Source organism: Vibrio sp. EA2 (assembly GCF_033042495.1).
Classification (GTDB): Bacteria; Pseudomonadota; Gammaproteobacteria; order Enterobacterales; family Vibrionaceae; genus Vibrio.
The window spans coordinates 190,576-207,495 of the sequence record NZ_JAWLID010000008.1; the positions used below are offsets into that span (position 1 = coordinate 190,576).

At 44.7% G+C, this 16,920-nt stretch carries 20 protein-coding genes; 14 read left to right on the top strand and 6 right to left on the bottom strand.

Features of this window, described 5'->3' with window-relative positions:
* Positions 1–81: 81 nt before the first annotated feature.
* From cowN to RXX31_RS16900, 3 genes are all read left to right on the top strand, one after another.
* Positions 82–384: a N(2)-fixation sustaining protein CowN gene (cowN, locus tag RXX31_RS16890; RefSeq protein ID WP_317590793.1), complete on the top strand. Its 303-nt coding sequence runs from the start codon at positions 82–84 to the stop codon at positions 382–384.
* A gap of 308 nt (positions 385–692) precedes the next feature.
* Complete coding sequence (locus tag RXX31_RS16895; protein WP_317590794.1) at positions 693–1,586, top strand: homocysteine S-methyltransferase family protein; 894 nt, start codon at positions 693–695, stop codon at positions 1,584–1,586.
* The gene (locus RXX31_RS16900) at positions 1,583–3,118 is read left to right on the top strand and encodes a BCCT family transporter (protein WP_317590795.1); all 1,536 of its coding nucleotides are present in this window, start codon (positions 1,583–1,585) and stop codon (positions 3,116–3,118) included. Before RXX31_RS16895 ends, RXX31_RS16900 begins: the two co-directional genes overlap by 4 nt.
* 123 nt (positions 3,119–3,241) lie before the next feature.
* Here the strand turns inward: RXX31_RS16900 and RXX31_RS16905 are convergent, their stop codons facing one another.
* Complete coding sequence (locus RXX31_RS16905) at positions 3,242–4,111, bottom strand: aldo/keto reductase (protein ID WP_317590796.1); 870 nt, start codon at positions 4,109–4,111, stop codon at positions 3,242–3,244.
* Positions 4,112–4,398: 287 nt separating this feature from the next.
* On the opposite strand from RXX31_RS16905, the gene atpD reads away from it, so the two are divergent.
* From atpD to RXX31_RS16955, 10 genes are all read left to right on the top strand, one after another.
* Positions 4,399–5,784, top strand: a complete 1,386-nt coding sequence (atpD, locus tag RXX31_RS16910; protein WP_317590797.1) for a F0F1 ATP synthase subunit beta — start codon at positions 4,399–4,401, stop codon at positions 5,782–5,784.
* Positions 5,781–6,185, top strand: a complete 405-nt coding sequence (locus tag RXX31_RS16915; protein ID WP_317590798.1) for a F0F1 ATP synthase subunit epsilon — start codon at positions 5,781–5,783, stop codon at positions 6,183–6,185. Before atpD ends, RXX31_RS16915 begins: the two co-directional genes overlap by 4 nt.
* Positions 6,186–6,189: 4 nt before the next feature.
* A complete protein-coding gene (locus RXX31_RS16920; protein WP_317590799.1) occupies positions 6,190–6,459 on the top strand; it encodes an AtpZ/AtpI family protein in 270 nt (89 codons plus the stop codon).
* Between the two features lie 52 nt (positions 6,460–6,511).
* Positions 6,512–7,153, top strand: a complete 642-nt coding sequence (locus tag RXX31_RS16925) for a F0F1 ATP synthase subunit A (RefSeq protein WP_317590800.1) — start codon at positions 6,512–6,514, stop codon at positions 7,151–7,153.
* Positions 7,146–7,412, top strand: a complete 267-nt coding sequence (gene atpE / locus RXX31_RS16930; protein ID WP_014234581.1) for an ATP synthase F0 subunit C — start codon at positions 7,146–7,148, stop codon at positions 7,410–7,412. The genes RXX31_RS16925 and atpE overlap by 8 nt, the downstream gene beginning before the upstream one ends.
* 53 nt (positions 7,413–7,465) lie before the next feature.
* Positions 7,466–8,215 (top strand): F0F1 ATP synthase subunit delta, encoded by a 750-nt coding sequence (locus tag RXX31_RS16935; RefSeq protein ID WP_317590801.1) that lies wholly within the window; start codon positions 7,466–7,468, stop codon positions 8,213–8,215.
* Positions 8,202–9,698 (top strand): F0F1 ATP synthase subunit alpha, encoded by a 1,497-nt coding sequence (locus tag RXX31_RS16940; RefSeq protein ID WP_317590810.1) that lies wholly within the window; start codon positions 8,202–8,204, stop codon positions 9,696–9,698. Before RXX31_RS16935 ends, RXX31_RS16940 begins: the two co-directional genes overlap by 14 nt.
* Positions 9,698–10,549 (top strand): F0F1 ATP synthase subunit gamma, encoded by an 852-nt coding sequence (locus RXX31_RS16945; protein ID WP_317590802.1) that lies wholly within the window; start codon positions 9,698–9,700, stop codon positions 10,547–10,549. Before RXX31_RS16940 ends, RXX31_RS16945 begins: the two co-directional genes overlap by 1 nt.
* Positions 10,550–10,652: 103 nt before the next feature.
* Positions 10,653–11,144 (top strand): hypothetical protein, encoded by a 492-nt coding sequence (locus RXX31_RS16950; RefSeq protein WP_317590803.1) that lies wholly within the window; start codon positions 10,653–10,655, stop codon positions 11,142–11,144.
* Positions 11,145–11,293: 149 nt separating this feature from the next.
* Positions 11,294–12,046 (top strand): metallophosphoesterase, encoded by a 753-nt coding sequence (locus RXX31_RS16955; RefSeq protein ID WP_317590804.1) that lies wholly within the window; start codon positions 11,294–11,296, stop codon positions 12,044–12,046.
* 243 nt (positions 12,047–12,289) lie between these two features.
* On the opposite strand, the gene RXX31_RS16960 is transcribed toward RXX31_RS16955, so the two are convergent.
* The 4 genes from RXX31_RS16960 to RXX31_RS16975 all read right to left on the bottom strand — a co-directional run bounded on the left by RXX31_RS16960 (position 12,290) and on the right by RXX31_RS16975 (position 15,513).
* Complete coding sequence (locus tag RXX31_RS16960; RefSeq protein WP_317590805.1) at positions 12,290–13,522, bottom strand: multidrug effflux MFS transporter; 1,233 nt, start codon at positions 13,520–13,522, stop codon at positions 12,290–12,292.
* Positions 13,523–13,602: 80 nt separating this feature from the next.
* Positions 13,603–14,220: a GNAT family N-acetyltransferase gene (locus RXX31_RS16965; RefSeq protein ID WP_317590806.1), complete on the bottom strand. Its 618-nt coding sequence runs from the start codon at positions 14,218–14,220 to the stop codon at positions 13,603–13,605.
* Positions 14,221–14,245: 25 nt separating this feature from the next.
* Positions 14,246–14,575 carry a MoaF-related domain-containing protein gene (locus tag RXX31_RS16970; RefSeq protein ID WP_144132215.1) on the bottom strand — a complete coding sequence of 110 codons (330 nt, stop codon included), beginning with the start codon at positions 14,573–14,575 and terminating at the stop codon, positions 14,246–14,248.
* Between the two features lie 65 nt (positions 14,576–14,640).
* Positions 14,641–15,513, bottom strand: a complete 873-nt coding sequence (locus tag RXX31_RS16975) for a Vmh family MBL fold metallo-hydrolase (protein ID WP_317590807.1) — start codon at positions 15,511–15,513, stop codon at positions 14,641–14,643.
* 146 nt (positions 15,514–15,659) lie between these two features.
* On the opposite strand from RXX31_RS16975, the gene RXX31_RS16980 reads away from it, so the two are divergent.
* Positions 15,660–16,553, top strand: a complete 894-nt coding sequence (locus RXX31_RS16980; RefSeq protein WP_317590808.1) for a LysR family transcriptional regulator — start codon at positions 15,660–15,662, stop codon at positions 16,551–16,553.
* A gap of 7 nt (positions 16,554–16,560) precedes the next feature.
* On the opposite strand, the gene RXX31_RS16985 is transcribed toward RXX31_RS16980, so the two are convergent.
* Positions 16,561–16,920: AraC family transcriptional regulator (locus RXX31_RS16985; RefSeq protein ID WP_317590809.1), on the bottom strand; the 360-nt coding region annotated here is incomplete at its 5' end.

A 16,920-nucleotide genomic window follows, 5' to 3' on the forward strand; every position in this document is an offset into this window, starting at 1 on the left:
AAATGTCAGCTACCTGACAGACGCTGGTGAATCTAATTTATACACTGAAAGTCATAAATCAGCACTTACAAGGAGAGTTTTATGGCCGGTGTAGAATTTAGAACTTCGAGCTTATTTGAAAAATCAACGTATCAGGATCGTGATGAAGAACAGAATGCAGAGATGTTGAATCGCATTCTGTTCCATATCAATAAAGGTGACGCAAATGCCTTTTGGTTGCAGTTTAAGGAAAAAGCACAGCGTGTCACTGAGAAAACAGGCTATCGGGTGGATGCACAATATCTGCTGCACAGTAATGTTTATTACATCAGGGATTTTCTTGAGGAACACGATGATCAGGAAGGGCTAGATTTACTGGATAAGCTCGAAAGCGATTGTTTTTAGATTCCAGTGAGGGCGTTTATAACGGTAGCTACAAGGGTGGTACCAATCGATGTCTAACTCCCTTCTTGTTGACCTTCAAATTTTCCAGCCTTCAATATAAACAAGGGCTTTTACTACCCAACAAAGAAAACGAATTTTAGGTAGGTTTGAGTGACATCACTTGTGCAAATTACGTAACCAACCAGTGACACTGATGAATGCGTTTATGATGAATTTTCTTCATGTTGATGATGAGGAAGTGTCACTTTCGCTTACCGTGCATTGTGCTTTAATGAGCGTCTAGTTAGTTAGCAGTATAGAAGTCTAAAATGGCAAAGGTTACAATCTTGGATGGTGGTATGGGGCGCGAACTAAAACGTATCGGTGCTCCTTTTTCTCAACCACTTTGGAGTGCGCAAGCGCTCATCGAATCTCCGCAACATGTCAAGCAAGCTCACCAGGGTTTTATAGCGGCGGGCGCACAGGTTATCACTGTGAATAGCTATGCCTGCGTACCTTTCCATTTAGGAGATGAACTGTATTCCGAGCGTGGTGCAGAACTTGCGGAAAGCGCCGCAAAGATTGCTCGCGATGTGGTGACTGAGTCTCAACAGGAGGTATTGGTTGCAGGTTCTATCCCTCCTGCCTTTGGTTCATATCGTCCGGATCTATTTGAAGCAACAAAAGCGTATGAAATTAGCTCAACCCTGTTTGACGCTCAAGATGACTATGTCGATATATGGCTTGCCGAAACGGTCGCCAGTCTCGCAGAAGCGAAAGTTATTTCAGATGTGCTAAAGAAAACGGATAAGCCTTTTTATCTTGCATTTACCTTGTTAGATGAACCTGAACAAGAAGCACGTCTTCGTTCTGGCGAGTTAGTCAGCGATGCGGTTGCGGCACTTTTAGATACGCAAGCGGCTGGTATTTTCTTTAACTGTTCGGTTCCTGAAGTTATCGAGCAAGCGATTCAAGATGTAAATCAGATTCTTGAGCGTACAGGCAGAGAACTGACGGTCGGCGTCTTTGCGAATAGCTTTACACCGATTAAAAGCGGACACCAAGCTAACGACACCATTCAGCAACTAAGACACTTTTCACCACAAGAGTACCTGGAGTTTGCCAAGAGATGGCATCAATTCGGTGCGACCATCATTGGTGGATGCTGTGGCATTGAACCCGCTCATATTCAGGCCTTAGCAGAGTGGGGGAACCACCGATGAAGAACCTTAATTTTGGACTGACAATTCCGGCAATCATACTGGTTGTATTTCTTTTGATTGTCTCTGCCATGTTCCCTGAGCAATCGCAAGCAATGGCCGGTAGTGCCATGAGCTTTGTAAACAACTGGTTTGGTTGGTTAGTACAGTTAGCGAGTTTGGCCTTAGTGGGTTTTCTATTTTGGTTAGCCTTTTCTAAATACGGTGATATCCGTCTGAGTGATGACAAACCTGAATATTCAAACTTCTCGTACGGCGGGATGATATTTACAGCGGGTGTTGGTGCATCTCTAATCTATTGGGGAATTGGCGAACCGATGTATTATTTGCAGTCACCACCGTTGTTTGCAGAGGCTAATAGCTATTCTGCAGCAGCTTGGTCAGTCACTTACTCAATTTTTCACTGGGGCATAACAGGTTGGGCAATCTACTGTTTCCCTGCAATACCATTTGCCTACGCATTTTACGTGCAAAAGAAACGCACATTGAAGCTTTCTACACTGTGTGAACCCGTCATAGGTAAGAACCCGGTTTTAGGTAAGTGTATCGACCTGATTGCGATATTTGGTACCTTGGCTGCTTTTGCCAGTTCACTGGCTCTAACGGTAACTCTGTTAAGTACCGGCGTATCTGAACTGCTTGGTATTGAAAATACGTTGGCACTGCAGGGAAGTATTATTTTACTGTTCGTAGCCGTCTTATTTGCGGTCACACTGGTCGGCTTCAATAAAGGTATCAACAAAGTCTCTGACTATACGGTAATCTCGGCGATAGGTTTTGCGATATTTGTTCTGTTTACGTCAAACACGCCATTTATTTTAAATAATTTCACTGACTCTATCGGCGTCATGTTAGACAGCTTTTTCCGCATGTCACTTTGGACAGATCCTGTTCAGCAAAGTGGTTTCCCACAAGGGTGGACGCAATATTACTGGTTCTGGTACTACGCGTATTTGATCATGATGGGGTTATTCATTACCCGTATTTCGAGAGGCCGAACCATCCGTGAAGTGATTTTGTACACTATTTCCATGGGCTCATTAGGCTGTGCTTTCTTTATCTCTATTTTTGGTGGATACGCGATCTGGGCGCAGCTTATTGGGGGTTACCCAGTTCAGCAGTGGATGAGTGATGGAGGGCTGACTTTTGCAGTTGTCTCACTGATTAAAACCTTGCCAGCGAATAGTGCCATCCTGACCGTATTCTTGGTGATTCAGTTCTTTTTAATGCTAACCACGATGTCGAGTGCAAGTGTCTCGACATCAATGTTAACCACGAACCGATTGTCGCTAAGTGGGGATCCGGATAACAAGGTGAAGTTGCTGTGGGCTGGGGCGATTGCACTGATCAGTTTCAGTGTGTTCTTGAGCGGCGGTGGTATAAGTACAATCAAGTCACTGTGCGTTGTCGCTGGGTTACCTATGATGTTTATCTATGCGATTTTGGTTAAACAATTGATGATGCAACTCTCGGGCGTTTCAGAGAAAGAAGAACAAACAGAAGCGTTGCCACAAGCTGAAGAACTCACTGCGTAAACCGACAAAAGTCCCTCTTAAGATGAGGGACTTTTTCGTCGTTGGGTACGGTTCCGGCGAGAATATTCTGATACACAACTAACCAACGGTGTTTCTGACTTCTCCTCGCAGGAACCGTGTTTTTTAGTCGTGAATCTTCACGCCGAGACAGCCACGTACAAAATCAGGGTTGAAGTGCTTAACTGCATCGCCAACATAACCTAAATCTAGGCTGCTGATTTTCTCCATCTCTTCATCTGAAAGCGTGAAATCCCAGATATCGAAGTTTTCTTCAATACGCTCTTGCTTCACCGATTTAGGGATCACCGTTACACCACGCTGTAAATTCCAACGCAGAATCACTTGAGCTACTGTTTTACCATGCGCTTGTGCAATACCTTTTAGCATCTCATCTTCAAAAGGTTTATGACGGCCGCCACCTAATGGTGCCCATGCTTCAGGCTGAACGCCGTAATGCTTCATTGTTTCCAGCGCTGCTGGTTGAGCGTGGTAGGGGTGTAACTCAATTTGGTTGACCATTGGTGTAACTTTTACTGTTTCACAGAAGTTCGCCAGCACATGCGCATAGAAGTTCGACACACCAATAGCCTTAAGCTTGCCTTCTTCGTACGCATCTTCCATTGCGCGCCAAGCGCTAAAGTAGTCTCGCATTGCCTGGTGTAGTAGATATAGATCGAAATACTCTAGACCAGACTTTTCCAGTGACGCTTCGATACCAGCTTTAGCCGTATCGTAATTCGCCATGTCTTGAACCCACAATTTTGAGGTGATAAATAACTCTTCGCGCGTACAAATGCCTTCTTCAATGGCTTCACGTACTGCTTCACCGACGGCATCTTCATTACCATAGACGGCGGCGGTATCAATAAGGCGATAGCCAGCACGGATAGCACTGAGTACTGACTGTTTGCATTCTTCTTTGTCGGTTACCTGAAAAACACCAAAGCCAGCCATCGGCATCTCTAGGTTGTTACTTAATGTTGTATATTCCATTGTAGAATATCTCCATTGCGCTGATTAGTCGTAAGACAATGAGCTCTATCGGTGCTTAATCCTTTAAAATCAATGGAGCTCATGCAATTTCCGTTAAGACGGTTCCTATAAAGTATGACATGCAACCAGCGACATTGAATTGTTCAATATTCGCTATTGTTTGCCTAAAACTTCAATTCACGCTCGCTCAACGTAACTACTTATAAGCTACACTAAAAACAGAAGTTGGTGCGCTTCCGTTAATAAAATTGCTAAAAAGCAGATATGCCTTTGCAGGGGTGTAAATAATGGCGTTAGGAAGGAAACAAGTCCCGGTAGGTGTCATTACTGAAATACATGGCCCGGTAACCGTCGTTGCCTGTGATACCTTGCCCCCCTTGCATCAGGCTTTATGTGCCAATGTCTATAATGAAACCTATCTGTTTGAGGTTCATCAACATCTTGATAAGCGACATATCCGCGCCATTATTCTGCATAAAACCTCTTCCTTGCATCGTGGGGTTACCGTCTATGATACCGGGGCTTCGCTTCATGTTCCGGTTACGCCGGATTGCCTTGGGCGTCTACTCAATATTTTTGGTGAACCGCTGGATGGCGGGAGTGAACTCAATGCGTCAATGTTTCGCAATGTTCACAGTGCCCCAGTGCCGATTCATCAATCTGTCGGTGCCGGAAACGTATTAGAAACGGGAATCAAAGTTATCGATCTTCTCTGTCCTTTTATTGAGGGAGCGAAAACGGGATTACTCGGTGGTGCTGGGGTCGGCAAGACGGTGTTAATTATGGAGTTCATGCATGCGATGGCTTCATTACATCAGGGGGTGTCGGTTTTTTCCGGAATTGGTGAACGCATACGCGAAGGCCATGAACTTTGGCACGCTATCCGAGATGCAGGGGTACTGCCACAGACATTAATGGTGTTCGGGCAAATGGATGAGTCGCCGGGCGTTCGTTTTCGCATAGGACTATCGGCTCTGACCTATGCGGAATACCTTCGCGATACCCTGAAAAAAGATGTTCTGTTCGTCATGGATAATATATTCCGCTTCGTGCAGGCGGGCAGTGAAGTATCCAGTTTGCTCGGACGGATGCCAGCTACGGTAGGCTATCAACCGACACTGTCGACCGATATTGCTGAGATTCAGGACCGCATTCTTTCCACGAAAAATGGAACCATCACTTCGGTGCAGGCTGTTTATGTTCCGGCTGATGATATGACCGATCCCGCTGTCAGTACCATCTTAAGTCACCTTGATAGCACGGTTATGTTATCCCGGGCACAAGCCGGCAAAGGGATTTACCCTGCGGTCGATGTGTTGCAGTCCAGCAATAAGCTTATGGACAGGCATACTTTAGGTGAACGTCACTACAGTATTGCTGAAGGTGTCCGGGAACATTTAGCTCGTTACCATGAGCTGGAAGATATTATCACCATGTTAGGAGTCGGTGAGTTGTCACAGGCTGATCGCACCATCATCATGCGTGCCCGCAAGCTCCAGCGTTATCTGACCCAGCCATTTTGTACAACAGCAGCACATACCGGGATGCCGGGGGTATCCGTGCCGCTGGAAACTACGCTAAATGACTGTGAACATTTTCTGCTTGGTCATTTCGACGAAATTCCGGAAGAGCGCTGTTATATGCAGGGGAGTATGGAGAACCAACCACGATGAAAAGTTTTGTGATTAGCCTGCTGGATGCCACGCACTCTAAAGAGATTGAGGGTGTCACTTCGTTTATTGGTGAAGACCAAACGGGTAGCTTCGGATTGTTGGCGAATCACAGTCGTTTTATGACGGTTCTATCTACGGGAATTGCTAAGTACCGTACAGGAGATAGTGACTGGAAATACCTGGCAGCGGCTGGTGGGGTGCTCTATTTTAAAAATAATCATCTGACATTATGTACTTACCGCTTTTTGATCGATGATGACTATAGCCGTATTAGCCAGGCACTGGAGCAACAAGTACTGGCAGAAGAACAAAATTCACAGACGTTTAAACAGAGCCTACGCCACATGGAAGAAGAGGTATTTATGCGGCTATGGAAAATAGGCAAAAGAGAGACACTTTAGTGCTATGCGTAAACTTGATGATTTGAAAAAGAAAACCGAGCGTCAGGTTGATCGTATGAAGAAGGCTGAGCGCGAACGACATACCCTTATCGGCCAAACTATTTATCTTGGAACCCTGGGGCTATTGCTTGCGTTACCTATTGTGGGCGGCGCTTACCTCGGGCACTGGATAGACAGCATGATAGAGGGATATTCGGTTCGCTGGACAATCAGTTTTATCTTGATCGGCGTGATCGTTGGGATGATCAATGTCTACCTTTTAATTCGGCAATAGTGCTATGGGTTTTAACCGGGATTAACTAAACCGACTCAGTGGGGCGGCCATTATGATAGATAATACGGTAGTCACAACATGGGGAATCATGGGCGTGATCGGGTTGTTTGCCTGGATTTTGTCACATCAGTTATCTATAAAGCCCGGGCTGGTACAGACTGCCATTGAAGGTATGATTGCCAGTATTGAAAATGTGATTAGAGAAGTCGCTCCTCAACATGTTAAAAGCCTGATGCCATTTATTGGCAGCCTATGGATATTTCTCGTTATCGCCAACCTGTGTGGGCTTATTCCGGGCGTTCACTCTCCAACACGCGACTTATCTGCTACCTCTGCACTGGCAATCATTGTATTTCTTTCGACACACTGGTACGGCATTCGTCTGCAAGGAATAAAGCTTTACTTAAGCCATTATTTAAAACCCAGCCCGATTCTATTGCCGTTCCACATTATCGGGGAAATAACCCGTACGGTTGCTTTAGCGGTGAGGTTATTTGGCAACATGATGAGCCTGGAAATGGCAGCCTTGCTATTTTTGTTAGTCGCAGGATTTTTGGCGCCAGTTCCCATTTTAATGCTCCATGTCATTGAAGCCTTAGTTCAGGCTTATATCTTCGGCATGCTCGCCCTCATATATATTGCGGGTAGCCTACAATATCAACAACAGCAACAAGAAGGAGCCACTCATGAATGAGTTATCAACCTTTGTTCTGACTTCAACCGCTGTTGCCATTATCGGTATTTCTATTGGTGTGCTTGCTCCAGCGATAGCCATGGGGTGGGCCGTGAGTCGGGCGATGGATGCTTTGGCACGTCAGCCTGAGGCTGAAAAGTCAATTATGCGGACGCTTTTTATCGGGTTGGCAATGATAGAGTCACTGGCCATTTATGTACTCGTTATTGTGTTGATTGTGCTTTTCCGTAACCCATTGCTTGAATACCTTATCAAATAGCGTCTGCTAGCCACTCTATGATGGTTTATCACCCACGTTGAGGAGCAATTACTGTGGAGTTTAGCTGGACTACTTTTGTTCTGGAAATCATCAATTTTTTGGTGTTGATCTGGATTCTCAAACGCTTTCTGTTTAAGCCGGTAAAGGCGGTGGTTAGTCAGCGCCAGGCGGATATTGATAAACAGTTACTTGAATCTCAACGACTTAATGATGAATCGGCAGCACTGAAAGATGAATATGAAAATCGCCTGGTTAATTGGGAGCATCAGTGTCAGCAGGCAAGAGAGGCTCTGCGCCGGGAAATTGATGCTGAGCGGGTATCCCAGTTAGGTTTATTGAAGCAGTCGATTGAACAGGAAAAGAAAAAAGCGCAAGTGGTTGAGTCTCGCCAGCGTATGGAAGCGATTCGTGATAGTGAACAACAGGCGTTACACCAGAGCGCTCAATTTGCTGCTTCTCTGCTGAGTAGGGCTTCTGGACCTGAGCTGGAGGCTAGGTTGCTGGATATTCTGTTGGAGGATTTATCTTCCCTTTCTGAGGAGCAAGCGGCCAGTTTGTTACATCAATGGGGAGTCATGCCTGAAGTTATTGAGGTAAGCAGCGCTTATCCAATACCTGAACAAAAACGGCTAGAGCTGGAAAGCGCCCTGAAGACCGTCAGCCAATTATCCATCCCTGTGCAATATGATGAAAACCCTGAGTTGATCGCTGGGTTGTTTATCACCATAGGTGCCTGGTGTTTGCGTGCCAATATAAGAGATGATTTAAAAGGGTTTATGGAGTTTGCCTATGTTACCCGATGAAGACAAACTCAATAGCCCGTTGACCCAGCAGGCTATGTGGATCAAGGACTATAAACCGGGGCTACGGCTTGAAGAACGGGGCGTTGTGCTGTCCATCGGAGATGGCATTGCCAGAATATCTGGGCTTCCTTCGGCAGCGATGAACGATATCTTAACCATGGAGGATGGCAGTCAGGCAATGGTGTTTGACCTGACGGAGGAGTTGGTCAGTGCAGTGCTGTTGCATGAAACCAGCTTATTGACCGCCGGAACCTCGGTTCATCACTCCAGTCACTCTTTAAGTGTCCCGGTGGGTGACAATTTGCTTGGCCGGGTTATTGATCCGCTGGGTAGTCCACATGATGGGGAAGCGGCCCCAATCCCATCAGCATGGATGCGTCTCGATACATTGTCACCGCCGATAATCAGCCGTGATTTTGTGAATGCGCCTTTGTATACGGGCATCAAGATCATAGATACCCTAATCCCGATAGGTAAAGGGCAGAGACAGTTGCTTATTGGTGACGAAGGCCTAGGGCGTAGTGCTCTGGCACTTGATACCGTGATTAACCAACGAGGCAGAAATGTGCGGTGTGTTTATGTGCTCATTGGGCAAAGGCGCTCGACGGTCATTAAGACGATTGAGATATTACGAGAGTTTGGTGCGCTTGAATACACCACTGTCGTTGTCGCGGAAGCGAGTAGCTTGCCAGGATTACAGCATATAGCGCCTTTTGCCGGCTGTACTATCGCTGAGTATTGGATGCAACAGGGGCACGATATTCTTGTTGTCTATGATGATCTCAGTACGCATGCCAAAATCTACCGAGAACTGTCATTGCTTCTGCGTCGTCCTCCCGGGCGGGAAGCTTATCCTGGTGATATTTTTTCAGTCCATGCTGGGTTATTGGAACGGACTACCTGTCTGAGTCCGTCTCATGGTGGTGGTAGCATGACGGCGTTACCAATCGTTGAAACTAAACAGGGAGAAATCGCCGATTATATTCCGACCAACTTAATTTCCATTACTGACGGACAAATCTATCTGGAACGCGGATTGTTTTCAGCCGGTTTTCGTCCGGCCATTGATATCGCTCGATCGGTTTCTCGTATCGGCGGACAAGCGCAACATCCCAGAATCAAGGAAGAAGCCGGAAGTATGAAGTTACACTATCTGCAGTTTCTCGAGCTGGAGAGTTTCACTCGCTTTGGGGCCCGGCTTGAGGCTTCTATGGAGCAAGCGATTCAACGTGGTCTGGTATTAAGGGAGATTCTCAAGCAAGAGCAGTTTTCTCCGCTTCACGAGACTTTTCAACTGGCATGGCTTGTCGCTTTTAATGATGGACATTTCAAGGACTGCGAACGAAAAGAAGTGTCGTCGCGTCTCAAACTTCTAGAGCAGGAGGTGAAATCTTCAAGCTTAACCCTTGATAGCCCCAAAGATGAATGGAGTGTAGCGGTCGCTAAATGGTTATCACCTAACAACATACAGGGCAGTAAGTGATGAGCCGACGCCTCGATCTGGACAATCACCATCATAGTCTGAACGAAATTATAAAAATCTTAGATGCGATGAAAATGTTAGCTTACATGGAAACGCATAAGTTGGGTGCATTCCTTGATACTCAACATCGAGCTCTGGATGCCATCAGTTCAGCGGCTAACGACTTTCTTAGTTTTTATCCAGGAACTCAACTCCAAGAGTCCGAAGTCTTCCCGGTTTATCTTTTAATTGGATCTGAACGCGGGTTCTGTGGTGACTTCAATCAGGAGCTGGTGGATTATATTGAGCAGCTCTTAACGATTCCTTCCAATGTAAAGCCCACTTTAATTACGGTTGGCCGCAAGCTCTATAACTTAATGCAAGACGATGTTCATGTATATGCGCAGATTGAAGGGCCAAATGTTGTCGAAGAGGTGCCTAACGTTCTCGAACAAACCGTTCAGGTACTGACTAAGATTCAGCAGGAACAGCCGTTGATGGGTTTATACGGCGTTTACCACAGTGGCGAACAGGGGATTATCACAAAAAAACTATTGCCGCCATTTCAGCAGAAAGAGAAACAGCCAGCGAATTTTCAGACTCCTCCGGAGCTAAACTTACCTCCGGCAGACTTTTTGCTCAAAGTAGCCGAGCAGTTTCTTTTTACTGCTCTGCATGAAATTGTTTATACCTCTCTGTTAGAGGAAAATCACAATCGAATCATGCATCTTGAAGGCGCGGTTAAACATCTTGAAACTAAAGCGGATGAGTTGACCCAGCAATGCCATATTTTACGCCGGGAAGAGATTACTGAAGAAATTGAAGTAATTTTACTTAATGCCAGTAGTTTTGACGATTTTCCCATTGGTTAAATGCACATGTGGCATCCACGCTTGAGCCTGATATTTGTGTGTCTATAAATAAAAATGCTGTCGAAACGGATAGTGACTGTCAATTCACTAAAGAGGGACGTAAATGATTTCTACAAAACATAAGGTGACACTACTTACGGTAACCCCTGCGGTCATGCTGCTCTTTGTCCACCTGGGAGCCTTCGCACAAACCAAGCAAGAGCAGGTGCATCATATGTCGCATCAGGTAATGCCCTTCGACATGTCTAAAACGCTTCATGTGTTCAAAATGACGGATTCAGGTGGCGTCCAGAAGGTTTTGGCGAGGGACACAGAAGAAACTGAACAAATCTTACTTATTCGGCAACATTTAGAGCACGAAGCACAAATGTTTAAACACGGAAATTATTCAGACCCAACAAAATTACATGGCGCTGATATGCCTGGAATTGCGAAACTTAGCGCTAATCCCTCAAAAGTTAACGTGTCATATTCAGAACTTCCTGAAGGTGCACAGATCACCTTTGAAACTAAAGAGTTAAGTATGGTCACCGCAATACATAGATGGTTTGGTGCTCAGCTTTCCGAGCATGGAGCTGATGCAAAATCGGAATGATGGATACAGATAAGGCATAATGCGAGTTTGTTTTCGAATGTGTTTAAGTACGCATTAAATTGATTTTAGATACTCGGTCTCTGTTCTCATTGACCAATTCTTGCCTGTGTTTATTATTATCCTAAAGGCTTTTAGCGGGGGGAAGTATATTGAAAATCTGTCACCTTTCGGATCTCCACTTGGAATTCGGTTCAATGGAAGTACCTCAATCTGATGCCGATGTGATAGTACTGAGCGGCGATATTCACATAGGGACTCAGGGTATCGATTGGGCTTCGCAATTTGATGTGCCCGTGATTTATGTTCTGGGCAACCACGAAGCCTATGGCGCTTCTCTAGATTCACTGATAGGTCAATGTCGCGTTAAAGCGAACCAATATGAGAATGTCCATTTATTAGAAAATGACAGTATCGTTATCGAAGGCGTTCGTTTTCATGGATGCACGTTATGGACAGATTTTTGTCTCGATGGCAGCACCGATGTTTCAATGAAGATAGCAGAAGGTCGAATGAATGACTTTAAGCAAATTCTTTATCATGGAAATGTTTTTACTCCCCAAGATAGCCAAAGTCTTCACCGTGAATCGAGACAATGGCTTTATCATTCTGTGAAGCAGTCGCCAGAGCAAAAAAACGTCATTGTTACCCACCATCTTCCATCAAGAAGTCTGATTCAGGTTGAATACCTCGGAAGCCCACTTGCCCCTGCTTTTGCGTCACACTGTGATGAGTTTGAAACTATTGCGAATAAAATTGCAGTTTGGTGTTACGGGCACAATCATGATTGCAATGAACAAATAGACTTCGGCATAAACTTCCATACAAATCAACGTGGGTATGTTGAACATGAGTTAGTTTCTGGTTTTGATCCTCAAAAAATAATTACTATTGATACAAAATGAATCGGGAGCAAGCCTGTGATTATCAAGTGTTGCGATCACACTAAATGACGATCTTTGCTAACGCTTTTTTGTCCAAGAACCTTCACAGTTGGCACTTCGTAACTCAGAAATTCCCCATTCCGTGTTTATGATTATTTCTATAGAACTGATATGGTCAACATTTAACCAAATTTATCTGATACCCGATATAAGGTGAGTTACCCTCACCTTACTTGATTTGTAAGTATCTAACCTTATTTTAATTCAACCCTCTATTGCTCTTAAATCGGAAGATTGTGACTTGATATTTGATGCAATTGTACAAAGTAGGATTGCTATCGCTCCACAAATTGCAATTGTCGCTGGAAGCTGAACAATACTGGTTGGTGTTAGGCTAACAATAAATCCGATAACGGCAGACAGAAGGTATTGTGCCATACCCATCATCGCAGACGTCACACCAGCCGGTGATGTTGAAGCATTTATGGTTAAGGCGACTAAGTTGCCGAATACAAGACCTAAACACGCAATAGTTAAACTGAGCAACGCAGCATAACTGAGCAGTGAAGAGAGAGAAAACTCAACGACAACCAGTAATACGCCAGCGAACAGTGTATAACCGAGAGTACCAAGTATCATAATTTTGTGGGTTGATAAACCACGCTTGATCAGTTGATTGCTGATTGCACCACCGATAACAAGCCCAACAGAGTTGGCGGCAAATATTTGACTGTACTGCGTTGCACTTAATTTAAAGTGTTCAATGAAGACAAAAGAAGAGCCACTGATATAAGAGAAAAAGGATCCAAGTACTAAACCACTTGCGATGGTATAAAGGACAAATCGTGGTTGTAGAAGTAACCCGCCATAGCCATGGATTATTGCTTTTATACTCAGTGATACTCGTTCTTCTACCGGTTGAGAGTTTGGTACCGTTTTAGTTCCCCATACTAAACCAAGCAACCCAAGTGTTGCCATTACCCAGAAAATACTGCTCCATTGCCAGTGAAGAAGCAGTACCCCACCGAGAATTGGGGCTGCGATAGGCGCAACCATCATTACTTGCATTAGAATGGATTGCATACGTGCCGAATCTTCCAGCTCATATAGGTCATCAATAATCGCTCTCGGTGCGACCAGGCCTGCCGCTGCACCTAATGCTTGAACAAAGCGGGCAACTAGAAGCCATTCTATCGATGGTGAAAGAGCTGCAATAACAGAACCAGCAACAAAAATGCCGACACCAATCAGTAATGGGCTTCTACGGCCGAATCTGTCGAGCAAAGGCCCATAGATACCTTGTCCAATGGCCAAACCGGCTAAAAAGACAGCCAGTGTCTGCTGGACTTCACCTGGTGATACTTGTAGTGCTTCTGCAATCGTTGGCATGGCGGGTAAATACAGATCAATAGCCATTGCATCTAACGCGGTGAGCAAAGCCAACAGTGTAACCAGCAACATACTCACGGGTTGGGATGAGTGAGTTTTACTTGTCATATAATATTCCTGATTTGCTTTGGATACAGATAAATAATCAGGATTATGTTCTTGATTTCATCCATATCCGGTTGCAGGTTTTAAACGAGAGTTTTGATGTAGGTGTAGTGTTCCACCTGAGGATCATAACGGCTAGTGCGGGTTTCAATACGTTGATATCCATTTTTTTCGTAGTATTGATAGCTGCATTTATTGTCCGTGTGCAATGAGTAGCCTTTCGCATTCATGTTTGATAAATAATGCTCAAATGCATTGACTAAGGTGGTCCCAATCTGGTGACGACGATAATTGTTGTCGACACAGAAAAACAATAACTCACTGTCACAATCATGTTCCGGCATCTGACCAAACGATTTTTGTTGTTGCTTCAGTTCTCTAAGTACTTGTTGTCCGGCAGCCGTTGTTTGTAGTGCCGCTTTAGCTTGTTTGACAACCCCTTTGTAGTCAAATTCTACTGCCTTTTCTCGAGTCAATCTGGTTGAACCTAAAATGACGCCGCATATTTTTCCGTCGTGTTCTGCTATTTCAATAAAAGTACTGCGCATAAAATCACCGGCAACAAAAATGGTTGCCAGGTGTTCAAGAGCGTCTGCGTCTCTTACTGAAGTGAATACACTAAGATCCATATTGGCGGCGAACATACCGGCAATCGTCTCGAAGTCTTGCTGAACGGCTTTACGGTAGTGAATATGCGTCATTTTTAACCTGCTTTTGTTGTTTGGTTCAATTCAGAATGGTTAACTTGCCTGTTTCGGCGATGATGTTTTTATCATCACGGAGAAGAGAATGGATTTGACCTGAGCTGAAGTTAAGATGTTGCGTGACACCTAAACCACTCTCTTCTACCCAACTGACAAGGAATTGATTCACGGCTAAGTTTATAACCGTTGCCTGCTCGGTCACTTCTTCTCCGGCGGCTTTACCTGTCATTGATGGACCGTTGATCGATTTCCATACAATCGTCTTTTCATCCAGATATTGGTTTTCAAATGAAAAGTCAGGGTAGTCGATTTGGAATCTCAGCCCTGATAATTGAGTTAATTGGGGATTCATAGTGCATCCTCCTTAAGAGAGCCAGCCAGTTGTTGACTGACTCTTAAGTGCTAATTAATGGCTAATTACCATTCCATTTCGCCAGTGTTTACCTGGCTGCCAAGTTCTAAGTCACTTTCACCAGGTAGTTCAGGATAAGCTTCTTTCATAATAGAAATGACTTTTTCTGATTTCTTGCTTTCAAGTTTGTCCGCTTCAGATAAGGCAGCTTCGAATGTTTTCAGGTACTCAATTGTAAAATCAATCGCTTCATCTTTCTCAGGTGCATCACCTAAGTAGTGAGCAGGAATAACCAGTTCAGGGTTAAGCGATTTCATGTTCTCCAGTGACTGAACCCAGGCACCACGAGCCTGTTCTGTTTGTGTATCTGCAGTCCAAACATGCATGCCAGAGGTTAGTGACACACCACCAAAGACAGTTTTTAGTGATGGAATCCACATATAAGCCTGGTATGTGCCCATTTCTTTAACTTCGATATCGTGGCCTTCAAGTGAGAATGTTGTTTGCTCAGATGGCTGAGGAACGAACAGTTCTGTCGGGACATCGTCACCGAGGATTGGTCCCCAGTATTCTAGTTTCGCGTCTTTGGTGTCCTTAATGTGTTCAACAATTGAAGGGCTTGAAACCACTTTAGCATCCGGGAATGCTTTTAATAGTGGTTGCAGGCCGAAGTAGTAGTCTGGGTCACCAGCCGTGATGTAAATCATGGTTAGTTCTTTGTGACTTTCTTTAATCATATTAACCAGAGCCTGGCCGTCGCTAAGGCTAAATTGAGCATCAAATAAAATCGCATCTTTCTGGCCGCTTACCAATGTAGATGTGACTGGGAAGATTGCGTCTTCGCCTGGTTTGTATTGTTGCAAGGTTAGATCTGACGCCAGAGCCTGACCTGATAGAAGTAGTGCGCCGGCAGTAAGAGTTGTTGTTAGCTTTTTCATAGGTGACCTTTACTTGTGTTGTTTAACGAAAACACGTAATGCGCGTGTTTGTTCAATGGAGACGATTATATTGGTTTATAATTAACGCAAATACCCTATAATTCGATTATTACTGTTTCACTTTTCGGTCTAATAAGGTGGTGGATATGGATAGGCTTACAGCCCTCAGTGTATTTTCAACGATTGTTGAGCAGGGAAGTTTAAGTGGGGCGGCTGACAAATTAGACATTTCCCGGGCGAAAGTATCTCGTTACCTTGCTGAACTCGAAACCTGGATGGATACGCGGCTTTTACACCGAACAACCCGGCGCCTGAGCCTGACCTCCGCTGGAGAACAAACTTTAAATGTTGCTCATCAGCTTTTAGGAATGACAGAAACTCTTGAAAATATTCGTAGTCAGAATTCTACGGAGTTAAAAGGTCAACTCAGGCTGACAACCAGTTTGTCTCTTGTAGACACTTTTCTTATCGATGCAGTTGGTAAGTTCATTGAGAAGTGGCCCCAGACCTCTATTGATATTCTTACCACTGACGATCCTGTCAATTTGATTGAGTCACGAATTGATCTGGCAATTCGTATTACTAATGACCTAGAGCCGAATGTTGTAGCGAAGCGTATTGGAGAATGCCGTTCAGTTGTTTGTGCGGCACCTGACTATATCAAGAGAAGAGGTAAGCCTGACGATGTCCAATCACTGGCTTACTTTAACTGTTTATCTTTTGCCTACTATGGAAAAGCAGCGTGGGTTTTTGATGGACCGAACGGGCCTGAATCCGTCGCAATATCAGGCAATGTTAGTTCGAACTTATCTGAAGTATTGTTGGCTGCGACAACAAAAGGACATGGAATCAGTTTACAGCCAGTCGCTGCAGCTAAGCCTCTAATAGAAGATGGTCAGCTAGTTGAGCTGCTAACCGAATGGGAGCCGAAACCTCTAGGAGTATATGTGGTGTATGCCAATCGTAAACAAGTGACACCGCTTCAACGAGGCTTTATTGATTTTCTGGTTGAGGAGATGAAAGCCTCGTCCTATTGGTAGTTTAACCCTATAGTTGCATCAGTGTTAATGGTAACTGACTTGCAGTACAACCAAATTGAAGTTTAAACGCCTGATTAAATGCTGATAAAGAATCATAGCCACACTGATAAGCAACCTGAGCGATGGGTTCTGGTTTTAGCAGTAAAGATAATGCATGGAGAAGTCTGACTCTTTGACGCCACTTCTGAAAAGTCATCCCGGTTTGGTTCATGAATAAGCGGCTAACACTACGGCCGGTCAAACCAACTCGTTTTCCCCATTCATCAATACTTTGGCGGCTGGCTGGTTGATCCTGTAGTAAATGGCATATCTGGATTAAGCGTTTATCCGTTGGGTAAGGCAACGCCATTTCCACCGTCGTTAGTGA